Annotated in this window: 9 protein-coding genes and 1 pseudogene; 7 read left to right on the plus strand and 3 right to left on the minus strand. The window is 42.8% G+C overall.

Going from position 1 to position 13,841, the window contains the following annotated elements:
* Nucleotides 1–150: 150 nt before the first annotated feature.
* Nucleotides 151–570, minus strand: a pseudogene (locus ACUJFL_RS06790) (IS66 family transposase); the annotation flags it as partial.
* A 67-nt stretch (nt 571–637) separates the two neighbouring features.
* Between ACUJFL_RS06790 and tnpA the strand changes: the two are divergent.
* The 7 genes from tnpA to ACUJFL_RS06825 all read left to right on the plus strand — a co-directional run bounded on the left by tnpA (nt 638) and on the right by ACUJFL_RS06825 (nt 7,968).
* The gene (gene tnpA, locus ACUJFL_RS06795; protein ID WP_445428804.1) at nt 638–928 is read left to right on the plus strand and encodes an IS66 family insertion sequence element accessory protein TnpA; all 291 of its coding nucleotides are present in this window, start codon (nt 638–640) and stop codon (nt 926–928) included.
* A 2-nt stretch (nt 929–930) separates the two neighbouring features.
* On the plus strand, nt 931–1,287 hold the full coding sequence (tnpB, locus tag ACUJFL_RS06800) for an IS66 family insertion sequence element accessory protein TnpB (RefSeq protein WP_226752464.1): 357 nt from the start codon (nt 931–933) through the stop codon (nt 1,285–1,287).
* Between the two features lie 92 nt (nt 1,288–1,379).
* Nucleotides 1,380–2,897: an IS66 family transposase gene (gene tnpC / locus ACUJFL_RS06805; protein ID WP_445428805.1), complete on the plus strand. Its 1,518-nt coding sequence runs from the start codon at nt 1,380–1,382 to the stop codon at nt 2,895–2,897.
* 326 nt (nt 2,898–3,223) lie between these two features.
* A complete protein-coding gene (locus ACUJFL_RS06810) occupies nt 3,224–3,976 on the plus strand; it encodes a glycosyltransferase family 2 protein (RefSeq protein WP_445426475.1) in 753 nt (250 codons plus the stop codon).
* 124 nt (nt 3,977–4,100) lie between these two features.
* Complete coding sequence (locus ACUJFL_RS06815; protein ID WP_445428806.1) at nt 4,101–4,739, plus strand: TVP38/TMEM64 family protein; 639 nt, start codon at nt 4,101–4,103, stop codon at nt 4,737–4,739.
* The gene (locus ACUJFL_RS06820) at nt 4,736–6,472 is read left to right on the plus strand and encodes an ArnT family glycosyltransferase (RefSeq protein WP_445428807.1); all 1,737 of its coding nucleotides are present in this window, start codon (nt 4,736–4,738) and stop codon (nt 6,470–6,472) included. Before ACUJFL_RS06815 ends, ACUJFL_RS06820 begins: the two co-directional genes overlap by 4 nt.
* Nucleotides 6,473–7,023: 551 nt before the next feature.
* Nucleotides 7,024–7,968, plus strand: a complete 945-nt coding sequence (locus ACUJFL_RS06825; protein ID WP_445428808.1) for an ATP-grasp domain-containing protein — start codon at nt 7,024–7,026, stop codon at nt 7,966–7,968.
* 268 nt (nt 7,969–8,236) lie between these two features.
* On the opposite strand, the gene ACUJFL_RS06830 is transcribed toward ACUJFL_RS06825, so the two are convergent.
* On the minus strand, nt 8,237–9,979 hold the full coding sequence (locus tag ACUJFL_RS06830; RefSeq protein ID WP_445428809.1) for a diguanylate cyclase: 1,743 nt from the start codon (nt 9,977–9,979) through the stop codon (nt 8,237–8,239).
* Nucleotides 9,980–10,245: 266 nt separating this feature from the next.
* Nucleotides 10,246–13,098, minus strand: coding sequence for a sensor domain-containing protein (locus ACUJFL_RS06835; RefSeq protein ID WP_445428810.1), 2,853 nt, complete (start codon nt 13,096–13,098; stop codon nt 10,246–10,248).
* Nucleotides 13,099–13,841 lie beyond the last annotated feature (743 nt).

Consider the following 13,841-nt stretch of genomic DNA (forward strand, 5'->3'; position numbering starts at 1 on the left):
TTGTTGTCAGCCTTAAACCACAACAAATTCAGCAGTATGAGTTTTGCGGACTTTCTTTGTTGACATTATTCAATAACAGTAAGCGTCCGGCGATCACAGGTTAGCGCTCTGATTTAAGTGTCCACTTAACTTTAGTGGACACTTAGTGTCTTAAATCGCCTCACCTGACTGTTTGGATAGATCGATATTCCAAGGTAACAACTCATCGACACGATTGATGGGGTGATTGCCGATACGCTTAAGTACCGCTGTGAGATAGTCATTTGGATTGATGCCATTGAGTTTAGCGGTGCCGAGTATTGAGTACAGCACGGCAGCTCGCTCTCCTCCAGCAACTGAACCCGCAAACAGGTAATTTTTCCTACCCAAGGCAATCGGCCGCAATGAGCGCTCTGCACTGTTGTTATCTATCTCAGCATAACCGTTATCCACATAGGCAACCAGCGCCTCCCACTGCTTCAGAGCATAGTGAATAGCCTTGGATAACGGCGAGCCTTTCGATAAGGTACGCAGGGTTGTTTGCAACCACGTATGGAAGCGCTCAAGGATTGGCTGTAAGCGTAACGCCAACCACACATTCCAAGCTTAGCTAAATCTTCTTACCCTGTCTGAATCTAAAACCAGGCTGAGGTTTAACATGATCCGCAGAACAACCGAGCAGTGGCTGACGCTGTTTGACCAGCATAAAGCCAGTGGGCTAACTCAAACCGAATTTGCAAAACAGCAAGGCATTGACCCAGCCTATTTCAGCTATCGTAAGCGGCAACTTCTCACCTGGCAACAGGAAGACGATACCGGCTTTGTCGAGCTGACCACACAAGGCATGATACTCAATCAAAGCATCATGTTGAAAAAGCGCGATGTTGAGCTGCACTTACCACCAGGCACAGATGCCTTGTGGTTAGCGGCCCTGCTCCGGGCGCTTTAATCATGAAGATGTTTATCGACCCGCCAAAAATTTACCTGCATAAACAGCCGGTGGATTTTAGAAAATCCATCAATGGCTTGTCACTGTTAGTTGAGCAGGACATGCAGCAATCGCCGTTTAGCGGTGCACTGTTTGTATTCTGTAACCGGCAGCGTACCCGTTTAAAAGTGCTGTACTGGGACAGCACAGGTTTTTGCCTGTGGTACAAACGGCTGGAAAAAGACAAATTCCGCTGGCCGCGTCTTATGCCCGGTAAGGTGCTCTCTATCAGCGAACAGCAGTGGCACTGGTTGTTGCAGGGTATTGATATCCAAAAACTGACTCCGCATCAGCCGTTGCAGTACCAAAGTGTGGGCTGATATGCCGATCGGCTATAAATCCTTTAGATCACAACCAAAACAATCTAAATCTTACCAAGCACTTAGCCAAATTGGCCGTTACAATAACGGCCATGAAAAAGACACCTTCAACACTGCCGGATGATATTGAAACGCTCAAGAAAATGCTTCTTGAGCGTGACAAACGCATCGCCAAATTAGAGCGGGTAAACCAAAAGCTCTCTGATAAGCTGCAGCAATTGCTGGAGCAGTACAACCTTGCCCAGTACAAAAAATACAGCCCCAGCAGCGAAAGCTATCAGGGCGATGGCGAGGTGCTGAACGAAGCAGAGCAGCTTGCTGACGAAGAGCACACCGAGTCTGAAGCCACTCAGACCGAAGCGGAAAAACCGGTTAAACCGCGCCGTCCGCGCATTGCGGCCGAGCTGCCAAGGGTAGACGTTGTCCACGACATTACCGATAAAACCTGTGCCTGCTGTGGCCATGCGCTGCATCGGATGGGCGAGGAAGTCAGTGAGCAGATTGAGTTCGTACCGGCTCAAATTAGGGTGATTAAAAACATCCGGCCCAAATACAGCTGCCGGGCATGTGAAAACCTGGGCACGGAAGTGGCTATACAAATAGCCGATGTACCGCCGGCTATCCTTCCCAAAAGCATGGCGACGCCCAGCCTGCTGGCTCAAATCATCAGCAGCAAAATGCACTACGGCATGCCGCTGTACCGTCAGGAAAAGCTGTTTGCCCAAGCCGGTATTGAATTGAGTCGCCAAACCATGAGCCGCTGGTTAATTACCTGTGCGGATAAACTCGAACCACTGCTGGCCCTGATGAAAAACGCGCTACTGCAGCAGCCGGTGCTGTGGGCCGATGAAACGACCGTAAACGTGCTGGATGTAGAAAAAAGTACCTGTTACATGTGGGTTTACGGCTGCGGTATTGAGTCATCAACGGGGGCTAAACTGGTACTGTTTGATTACCAGGATGGGCGTGGCGGTAAACATCCCAAAGCCTATCTTGATGGTTACACTGGTTATCTGCAGGTGGATGGCTATGCCGGTTATGAGCAAACACAAGCGACCTTAGTCGGTTGCTGGGCGCATGCCAGACGCAAGTTCGTCGAGGCACAAAAAGCCCAGGGTAAAGGCAAAACCGGTAAAGCTGACTGGGCCATCAACCATATCCAGAAGCTGTATGCGCTGGAGAGCAAACTAAAAACCAAGGCTGCAGAGGTTAAATACCAACACAGGCAAGAAGTCGCCAAACCATTGCTGCAACAACTGTGGGACTGGCTGGAGAAATCCAAAGACACCATTCCAACAGAAAGCTTACTTAGCAAAGCCATCACTTACAGCCTGAATCAATGGCCGAAGCTGATAGGTTATCTGGAAGATGGCCGGCTGAACATCGACAACAATCGCGCTGAGCGCGCGATTAAACCGTTCGTCATCGGCCGAAAAGCCTGGCTGTTTGCTAACACCACATCAGGGGCTAAAGCCAGTGCGGCACTCTATAGTCTGGTAGAGACCGCCAAAATCAACGGTCTGGAGCCGTATGATTATCTAACTACATTATTTAAAGCACTACCTAACGCTGATACCCCAGACAAGCTGACAAAGCTGTTGCCGTTCTGATATACAAGGCAATCACACCGGGACGGTGTGGTTGCTGCAACGCTTACCGTTATAGTGGGCTTTTTGTTAGGTGATTAATAAGGATACCCTTTTGAAATAATGGGATTCCTGTTAGTTTTGTCACATATTTGATATGAAAAGCTGCGAAACGTCATGAATTTTTAAAAATTACTTAACATTATATTTTAACTGGATAATTTAAGAAGATACCTCAGAGGTTCGGCTATTTGACTGTATAAAAATGCCTTAAGGAAAACTTAAGGGAAAGCTGTTTATAATGAATTATAGTCTCATGATGAATAGTTGGCCTTTTAAGCGAGAAACGGATGCCTGAAACGATTTGCATTAGTGTTGTGATACCAGCCAAAAACGAAGCCGATAATATTTCGCCATTGGTGTTAGAAATTTTTGATTGTTTTTCCAATAGAAATGATTTTGAGATCATCTATATCGACGATGGTAGCACGGATGATACTTATACAAAAATTATGGCATTACATGATGCTTATCCCACAAAGGTACAACTGGTAAGACACCAAAAATCTGTTGGCCAAAGCACAGCCGTCTATTCAGGTATTCAATTTGCCCGTGGTGATTTAATTGTCACACTTGATGCTGATGGGCAAAATAACCCAGCCGATATCCCAACCTTATTACAACATGCTGAAAAAGTTAAACTCATTGAGCGAGACTTTTGTATTGCTGGCTACCGTAAAGCGCGAAAAGACACCTCTTGGAAACGTTTCCAGTCAAAAGTAGCTAATAGTGTTAGAGCCAAATTATTAAATGATGATACTCCTGATACCGGTTGTGGGTTGAAAGTTTTTCCAAAAGCAACCTTTAACAAGCTACCGTACTTTAATCACATGCACCGTTATTTACCGGCACTTATCAAGCGCTTAGGCGGTAGCATCGTTGTAGTAGAAGTGAGCCACCGAGATCGTCAACATGGCCAATCAAAATATGGTATGTGGGGGCGTTTGTTTGCAGGGTTAATCGATATGCTAGGTGTAATGTGGCTGCAAAAACGCAATAAAAGGGTACATGTTACTGAAACCACCTGTACAACTAAAAATTAACAGACTTAAACCAACATATTATTTACCACTATAAATGACTCAATCACACTCTGAACACGTTAACGTTAAATGGTATAAACAAAGCATTGCCACTTTTGTTTTGTGCTTAGTTATCGGTTGGATCTTGACTGATTTTGATTTTTTGTCGTCGTTTAATCAAGAATGGATTGATCGCGATATCAGAGAAAACGGCATTCAAGGGCTGATCTACTTTCTAGTCATTGGTGCAGTGCTAACGGCATGCGGCTTTCCAAGACAGCTAGTGGCTTTTCTTGGCGGATATGCATTTGGCTTTGTGTGGGGAACCTTAATTGCAACTTTGGCAGCTGTTCTCGGATGTTCGTTGGTGTTTTATATTTCTAAATATGCCATATCACCGTTAATTGTTAAGCGATTTGCACGCCAAACAGCAGCAATTGCTGGTTTCTTAGCTGCACAACCTACGCGTAAAACGATCATTATAAGGTTATTACCCATTGGCAGTAATCTTATTACTAACTTGCTTGCGGGCGCCTCACGGATAAATGCACGCGCTTTTTTTATTGGGTCTGCGGTAGGATATCTGCCGCAAATGATTGTTTTTGCTTTACTTGGTAAAGGGATATTAATCGGTTCTGATTGGAAAATTGCTGTCAGTATTGTGATGTTAGCAATTTCAAGTGTTCTCAGCATTCATCTTTATAAACGATACAAACGCAGCGCCGTTGAATTCAGCAGTAGCGATAATAACGCACTCAAGCCTAGTGCCAAGGAAGAGTTATGAATACCCTTAAACCAACTTATCTTCCAGCGTTTCTGCAACAAGCTGGTGCGACTAGCTGGCTATTATTTTTTGTGGCGGCAGTACTTATTTTTTCCGGTATGGGGCTGCGTGATCCCTGGCCTGCGGATGAACCTAGATTTGCTTTTATTGCAAAAGAGATGGTTGAAACGGGCCAATGGTTTTTTCCTGCCCGTGCCGAAGAACTTTATCCCGATAAACCCCCCATTTTTATGTGGACGATTGCCTTTTTTTATTGGCTAACGGGTTCAATGCGCTGGTCTTTTCTATTGCCTAGTGCCTTGGCGGGGATGTTAACGTTGGTATTAGTGTATGACATTACAAAACGGCTATGGGACAAAAAATCGGCTCTGGTAGCAGGCTGGCTATTGTTATTTAGTCTTCAGTTTTTGTTGCAAGCAAAAACCGCGCAGATTGACGCCATGGTTTGTGCTTGGATCACCCTAGGTTGCTATGGACTGTTAAGGTATTGCTTAGTCGATGGTCAATTTAAATGGTATGCGCTTGCGTGGTTTTTTATGGGTATTGGTGTTATCACCAAAGGTGTCGGGTTTTTACCCGTATTTATGCTGCTGCCATATATTTGGTATGCGCGAAACACAGAACGCTCGCAGCGAGTTGTGCAACACCCGCTCTGGACCTGGTTCACTGGGCCAGTTTTTATGTTAGCGGCGATTAGTTTATGGTTTATTCCGATGCTATTGTTGGTTGCGCAAGCTGATAACAATGCTTATGAAATATACCGCGATAATATTTTATTAAAGCAAACGGTGACCCGTTATGCCGATGCTTGGCATCATGTAAAGCCTGCGTGGTATTTCATTACCTCAGTGATACCGGTATTTTGGTTACCTGCCATTCTCACGGTGCCTTGGTTAATTAAACCTTGGCTAGCCGCAGTAAAGCAATATGACGGCCGTATTCTTCTGCCTTTAGGGTATGTGTTATTAGTCATCGCGTTTTTCAGTGCAAGTTCTGGTAAGCGAGGTGTGTATATTTTGCCAGCATTGCCTATGCTCGTTATTGCTATTGCCCCTTATTACAAAGAGCTTTTATCGAAAAAATTACTTAAAAATAGCTTATTTGTTTTTACACTAGGTTTAAGTTTGCTTTTTACTTTGTTGGCGATTTTAGGCTTAGCCGATGTAAAGGCCGTAAGCAAATTAGCGCTGAAAATTGAGATAGAACCTTGGTATTTATTTTTGCTTATTGGTGTTATCGGTATAGTAACTTTACTGCTAAATAGAAGCTACAAATGGCTTGCTTGGCCGGTATTTTTTAGCGTGTTGTGGTTATCCTATAGTACCTATGGTTATCAACTCAGAAATAACGCCAGCACACCGATCTCAATTTATGATCAAGTACAGCTGCAATTTGCGGCACGACAAGAAACTCAGCCACAAATCGCTTTAGTTAATTTTTCAGAACAATTTTTCTTATTTTCACCTTATGCTATGTATCACTTTGGAGCGCATACGCCGAATGATCAGCAATTAATGGCCGCGTATCATTGGCAGCAAAATGAGCATCAGTATGTATTAATTGAAGAAAGCTTGCTCGAAAATAGTTGCTTTGATGTTGCACAGGCGCTGGATGTCGGTTTCGCACATCGACGTCACTGGATGTTATTACCTATTAGTGCCAAGCAGGCTGATTGTCAACAAGCGGAAGTTGAGCTGAAAACTTACTCATACAAAACATCAGCTTCAAAATAACAATTTTTATATGGCAAAACGTGATTTATTAAAATCCAAAGTTGGTAAGATTCATGTTTTTAAGTGTTTGGCATGAAGCATATTAATTTATTAGCTTAAATGTTGTTGGGAGTTCTTCATGTTTGAAAATAGGCCATTGACGCCTGCTAGCTCATAACTGACTTGTCAGTTATGTCGCAGTATTCCATGGTGCGACATGTTGTTAATGACTTATTTAAAAATAAAGGAAGTGTGAGTACATTCACCCCTTTGATGCCTAATAAAAAAGGTTAACTGCCAACAATACAAAAAGGGTTATTTGTCTTTTTGTCGTTATCGGTAATAATGTGAGCCCTCGAATTTGAGGGCTTTTTTGTCACTGAAATTGGCTTTATTCTTGAGCAATGCAACGACATCGCTGATAAATCGCCTTTGGCGTAACAAGGTACCGATTCAAGCTGATTGGGCCATCTGTTATTTAGTGTTAAAGCATTACAGATCACTGAAGCGTTATTTTTCAGCTAAAGGCAACAAACCCAACAATCCTAAAGAGTCATCAAGGGCAACATAGCATGAGCAAGATTTACGTGTTACATGAAAACAATGATTGGACCGTGCATTTACAAAATCGACTCGATGAATTGCATTTCCCTTATGAGCTATGGCATTTAGATGAGGGCATCATCGATTTAGCCAGTGAGCCACCCGAGGGTGTTTTTTATAATCGTATGAGTGCTTCTTCTCATACCCGTGATCACAGGTTTGCCCCAGAACTGGCTGGCGCAGTAATCGCTTGGCTGGAATTTCATGGCCGTAAAGTGATCAACGGCAGTAACGCATTGCGTTTAGAGATCAGTAAAGTACATCAATACTTGGCTTTAGAAAAAGCCGGTATCGCCACGCCAAAAACTATTGCTGCCGTAGGCAAAAAACACATCATCGCCGCTGCAAACTCGTTAGGCATGGGCTCATTTATCACCAAGCATAACCGTGCGGGCAAGGGGCAAGGTGTACAATTATTTCACTCGGTACAGGCACTGCAAGAGTATCTTGATGGTCCTTACTTTGATGCGCCGGTGGATGGCATTACCCTTATTCAGCAATATATTAAAGCAACCGAGCCCTTTATCATCCGACATGAGTTTATTGGTGGTAAGTTTTTGTATGGTGTGAAAGTGGATACCTCTGAAGGCTTCGAGCTTTGCCCAGCCGATGCCTGTTCAATAGGTGACATGTTCTGCCCAACAGATGAAAAACCGGCACAGCCCAAAACGAAATTTGAAATACTACAAGATTATCGCCCCGCCTTTATTGAGCAGTATGAAGCTTTTTTAAAAGCGAATCGCATAGACGTTGCGGGTATCGAGGCCATTCAAGATGCAGATGGCAACAGCTATGCCTATGATGTGAATACTAACACCAATTATAATTCAGACGCTGAGGCCAAAGCGGGGCAATTTGGTATGCTTGAACTGGCACATTACTTAAAAGCCGAGTTAGATAAAGTATCTGCCTAAGTATTCGGATTTGCTGACGCAAGCTTAGTTCTAAGGCACACTTTTTCTGCATCGAGCCATTACATAAACCGCTGCTACAAGGCCGCGGTTTATTTTTTTATGCTTAATAGGCCAGCTTTATGATTAGAGAAACCTGTCTTTACTCGTGGTATTTTTAACTAACTCTTTTAACCATTTCGTAAATACTAATAGTTGTGTCATTAAGGGCTTGATTTAACCCAGTTGAAGAGATGAACTTTACAGCATCATGATTTGATGCAAAGTGCGGCTAGTCGGCAACAGGCGTGTTGTAACTTGTTACAACCACGGTATTTCTGCCTTTCTCCTTGGCCGAATAGAGTGCCTCATCAGCCAAAATAATTAATTTATCCAGATCAATTTGATTTGGAGTGGCACTCACCACACCAATACTCATCGTCACATTGCCTATTTTATTTAGGTCAATTTTTTCAATTTGTGCTCGCAGAACTTTTGCGAGTTGTTGCGCCTGCTCACTGTTGGTATTGGGTAAAAATATTAAAAATTCTTCGCCTCCCCAGCGTAATGGAATATCAGAGTCACGTAGACGACTTTTAATTTCTTTAGCTACCGCTTTTAGCACGCTGTCACCTGCGGTATGACCAAATTGGTCATTAATTCGTTTAAACCAATCTAAATCCATCAACATGATGGACATTGGAATATTGTGCCTTTTACCCAACTCCCAACTTGGGTAAACAAGCTTAGAAAATGCCCGGCGGTTATACAAGTTGGTGAGCGGATCATGCAGGGCATTGCTTTCTGCGATTATTCGAGCCTTTTGCGCTAACTTAAAATTAAACCCAAGAGATATAGACAACAGTGACATCTCTAATAGCATGCCTATTTCTATCCCTCGAAACGCCCATTGCGAATAAGGAATAATGCCCCAAGTGGCAAAACTAGAAATGGTTGCACCGCCGGTTCCCATAATGATTGCGGGAATAAAAAACTTGGCAAGCGGATCGTTATTTTTGAAAGCCAGGTATCCAACCACGAGCATCCAAACCGATAGGATGGTTAGCATAATTAACTGGATCATGATGATAAACGCGCGATCACCAGACAAAAATATCAGAGCCGCTATGACTATTAAACTGGCATAGATGCGCTGCCTGTAGGTATACAAGGCGGGTAAACAAGTCCGTGTATTCAAAAAGCCAATAGTAAACATGACTGCTGAGATCAAATAGCAAAACATGAGGCTTGGCATTAACCACTGCTGCAGGCTAACCGATCCAGACCAAAGCAGCCAAAAACCATGTCCGGTATAAGTGAAATTAAATGCAGTAAAGGCAAATAGGTAGATGGGGTAAAGTAAGTACTTAATTTCTTTTAAGTAAAAGTACAACGCTAAGTTGTATATCAGCAATATCAATAAGCCACCATACAAAGCACCATAAATATAAGCATTTTTGGTTAAGGCCTTGGCCATTGCCCTTTCGCTGCCCATGTAGACAGGAATGGTCAGAGGGTCTTCAGAGTTAATTCGAAAAAGCACATGAGACGTGCCCAGCGGAAATTCATGTGCAACCGAGGGCATGCGATCTTGGCGTGAGCGTGCTAAGAAAGGCACGTTATCGCCTGTAGATACCAGGTAAGTTAATTGGTCGGCAGTAAAAAAATACAGATCAATATTATCTAACCAGGCATTATCAATCTTTATAACGCCGTGCAAAGGTGCATCTGTCACATTTTCAACAGGTAGTACCGCCCAAATTGTGCTTTGGGTAAAACCGAAACTCACTTTATTTTGAGTATTTTGAGTAAATTCATTGCGTTTGTATGCTGCAAAGGCTTGCTGCGGCGTTAAGCTGGATTTTGGGTCATCAAGTAAAAATAAACGCTCATTCACAAGCGCAATTTCAGTGTCAGTAAGTGCGGTATCTGCTGTTGCAAGCATTGACCACAAACACAATACAAAGAATAAAGTTGCTCTTATGAGCATTTGGCCGCGGTTCATAGGTAATGACGGTGTTCCATTTTTACTCAAGGTTATTGGGTAGGGCTAGACAACCTTTCTAGCTAGATAGCCAATAAATGCCAACACTATTTAAGTAATAGCCTAATATATCTAAGCCAATAAAGTAAGTGTTGGTAAGATATTACGCAACAAACGAAACAAGCAAAAGCCTAATTCGCAGCCACAATAAGCAGGCTCTTAGTGAAGAGTTTAATGTGACGGTTCAGTTTAACCTAGGATCTTATCGTTTTTTCACTTATTCACTTATTAAAGTGTGAGGCATCGATTTCTTAACATCATTCTTGTAATGCGCTTTTTTCAAAACGGTTCAAGAATGCTTCAAACTCCCTTATCGGTAGCGGTTTACTATAAAGATACCCCTGATACTCATTACACCCTAGTTTTGACAGTGCATTGCGCTGAGCTTCGGTCTCGACGCCTTCGGCAATCACCGTTAACCCTAAATTCTTGGCTAAACCAATCACCATCTGTGCGATCGCTGAGTCGTTAGGATCGATTAAGATATCTCTAACAAAACTGCTGTCAATTTTCAGTTGGTCCATCGGTAAAAGCTTCAGATACGATAGCGAAGAATAGCCAGTACCAAAGTCGTCTAGTGAAAAACCTATACCATGAGCTTTGAGCAGAGTCATTTTACCAATGATGTCCTCGGTATTTTGAGCAAGCATGCTCTCCGTAAGTTCAAGCTTAAGCAGGTTCGGATTAGCCCCTGTGTTTTTAATGATCGCTAACACTTGATCGACCCAATCGACTTGCATGAACTGACGTGCGCTGACATTGACGGAAATGCTCAAATCGGCCATTACAGGAATGTTGGCCCAGCTTGCCAGTTGAGAGCATGCCGTTTCTAATACCCAGCTTCCAATAGGAAGGATCAAACCCGTTTCCTCAGCGATGTGAATAAAGTTTGCGGGAGGGATCAAACCGTGCTCAGGATGCGTCCATCGGATGAGCGCCTCAACACCGACAATGCCAATACCTTCAGCGACCTGAGCCTGATAATGTAAAGAAAATTGTTGTAGGTAAATAGCTTGACGTAAGTCGGTTTGAAGGGCAACGCGTGCCGACATGCTTGCTTGCATTTGAGGCTCAAAGAAACGCAAAGTATTCTTGCCTGCCCCTTTGGCTTGATACATAGCAAGGTCTGCTTGCTGCAAGCAATTATCAATGTTTTGAAGGTTTTGTGTATCGACTAAAGTGACTCCAATGCTTGCGGTGCATTGATGCTCAAAACCATCCAACCGATAATTTTGAGCAAGCAAAGAGAGAATCTTTTCTCCGATGGAAGCTGCCTGGCTGGCGGCTTCTTCAGTGGAAGAATTTAAACCTTCAAGCAATACGACAAATTCGTCACCACCCCATCTGGCAACGGTGTCGCCCTCACGTACTGATGATTCAAGACGCTTGGCAACCATCTGAAGCAGTTTATCACCGATGGGATGGCCTGCAGTGTCGTTGATATTTTTAAACTCGTCTAGATCCACAAATAGTAGAGCTGTTTGAGCGCCACTGCGAACACTTGAAGAAAGGGCTTGCTGCATACGATCAATTAACAATAGACGATTCGGCAAACCGGTTAGAGAGTCGTAAAACGCAAGGTGTTCGACCTTTTCTTCGATGGCTTTACGTGCTGAGATGTCGGAAAAAACACCTACGTAGTGGCTGGTATGGCCTTGGTCATTTTTAACCGCCGTAATACTCAGTATTTCTGGATAGATCTCGCCGTTTTGGCGTCTATTCCAAATTTCACCCTGCCATGAACCATGCGCGTCAACACTTGCCCACAAAGATTGATAAAAGTCAGCTTCGTGTCGACCTGATTGGAGCAGACTTGGTGTTTGGCCTATGGCTTGCTCAGGAGAATAACCGGTAATAGTGGTAAATGCTTTATTGACACTGATAATGGATTTATTGATATCCGTTACCATCATACCTTGTTGTGACTCAAAGGCGGTTGCAGCGATCCGTAGTTGAACTTCTGCTTGTATCCGATCGGTGATATCTTGAAAGAAACCATAGACTCTGCGGTTTTCAAAGTCAGCTCTGCCAATGGCATGCACATTGCGAAGATTGCCTTTTGCGGTGATGATCTCCAGTTCTAGATCAAACGGTTCGCCATACTTGATAATTCGATCTACGGCCAGTGCGATGATCGGCTTGGATGTCGGAGTATAGAAATTAATGCCACTTGCTATTGATGGATCTGAATCAGGATCCAGTTCATGGATATGGAAAACCTCTTCAGTCCATGTCTGTTTGCCCGTATCAATGTTAAACTCCCATCCACCAACTTTGCCGATCTGTTCGGTTTCGGCAAGAAGTTTTTGGCTTTTGTGTACTGCTAATTCAGCTTGTTTTCGGTCAGTGATATCAGTAATAAACCCCCTCAATTTTGTACCAACGCCATTTTCATCACGCGCAATAACTTGGCCTACGACGTTTAACCAATGAATAGACTGGTCAGGATAATGTATTCTAAAATCAAATTTATACTGATCAGCGCCTCCTTGCGCTATTGCATTGTCGATGAAGAGGGTAAATTTCTCACGATCTTCAGGGTGGGTAGCGTTGATAAAATTATCGATATCGTATGTTCCTAACTCTGAGAGACCATATAATTTATCGTGGTTGCTCGAACGTGTCATTGTTCCAGTGACAAGATCCCTCTCCCAAGCGGCAACATTCGCTAACTCAGATGATAAACGTAATAACTCTTCACTTTGCCTTAATTGTTCTTGTGCTTTTTTCAGGTTAGTCACGTCATAAAAGTTGATGATGATTTGGGTTAATTCACCGTTAAGATCAAATTCAGGAAAACCATCAACAGACACCCAATTGGGTTCTATCAGGTGAGGGCTTACTATACCAACTACAAGGTTTTTTAAACGCTGGCGTGAGGAAATTATGCGATTCACAGGATAGTCAGCCAATGGCATAACGATGCCTTGTTCTGTGATGAAGTTCCAAGCCGGATCAATCCCTTTCTTGCCTTGCATTTGTTCTTCAGTTAAACCTAGCAATTCGCACGCGAGAATATTGCTATAAATAATTCGAGTATCTGGGGCGTGGACTACAACGGCTAAGTTTAAGCAGCGTAACAATTCAAGTTGGGAATATTGAGTGTTCAATTCGTGCCCTTTCCAAGGTATTTGAAGAATGCCGCAATGTTACTTTCAACTTTCAACTTTCAACTTTCAACTTTTACAAGACTATAAAAAGGTCTCATGTCTGTGATAGCTTTATTTGCAAAACTAACGTATGTGGCTATAGTCAGTTTGTAATTTTTAGCGCCTTTGCATTGGTTTTTTAGCTGATTCGTTTCTAACCAGGAATTTAATGGTTCTTCGTATCCATTTAAAGATAGTTCAAAATTGAACTACTATGATCATTGTGTTGTGGATTTGTGACTTTTACATCGTATTCTTTAATAAGCATGATTGCTTAATTAAAGCGCTATGAGCTTGTTAAGTAAAAGCTAAAGGCCTTAATTTCACAAAAAAATTGTGGATAATATCGACATCACGATTGATTGTATTGTATAAAAAATCGGCTTGCAAAGCCGCTAAACAAATTTTTTTGCTGGTATCTGTGCCGTATCTGTTGACCAGAATGGCCAAAAATTGTTCAACAGCCAGCTTAGTATTAATAAAGTTATGATTTTAACGTATTTTCATGATGTATTGACTAACCGCTAACAAGAGGTGCGGTCTTTTTACCAGTCCATCGTTGTGTTAGTGATGTTCAATCACGCTATTACCACCAGGTTGTTGTTTGACATTATGTAGTTTAGCTTACAAGGCATAAAATTAATGTTGAGAAGAATGAACCAGAGTTTTTTTTAAATAAAAATAACATGCTAATATCTTAAAAA

The sequence above is a fragment of the Alishewanella sp. HL-SH05 genome, assembly GCF_052655985.1.

Excerpts from the sequence above, each read along its gene's own strand:
- tnpA (WP_445428804.1), top strand. The coding sequence starts at position 638 with ATGATCCGCAGAACAACCGAGCAGTGGCTGACGCTGTTTGACCAGCAT.
- tnpB (WP_226752464.1), top strand. The coding sequence starts at position 931 with ATGAAGATGTTTATCGACCCGCCAAAAATTTACCTGCATAAACAGCCG.
- tnpC (WP_445428805.1), top strand. The coding sequence starts at position 1,380 with ATGAAAAAGACACCTTCAACACTGCCGGATGATATTGAAACGCTCAAG.
- ACUJFL_RS06810 (WP_445426475.1), top strand. The coding sequence starts at position 3,224 with ATGCCTGAAACGATTTGCATTAGTGTTGTGATACCAGCCAAAAACGAA.
- ACUJFL_RS06820 (WP_445428807.1), top strand. The coding sequence starts at position 4,736 with ATGAATACCCTTAAACCAACTTATCTTCCAGCGTTTCTGCAACAAGCT.
- ACUJFL_RS06825 (WP_445428808.1), top strand. The coding sequence starts at position 7,024 with ATGAGCAAGATTTACGTGTTACATGAAAACAATGATTGGACCGTGCAT.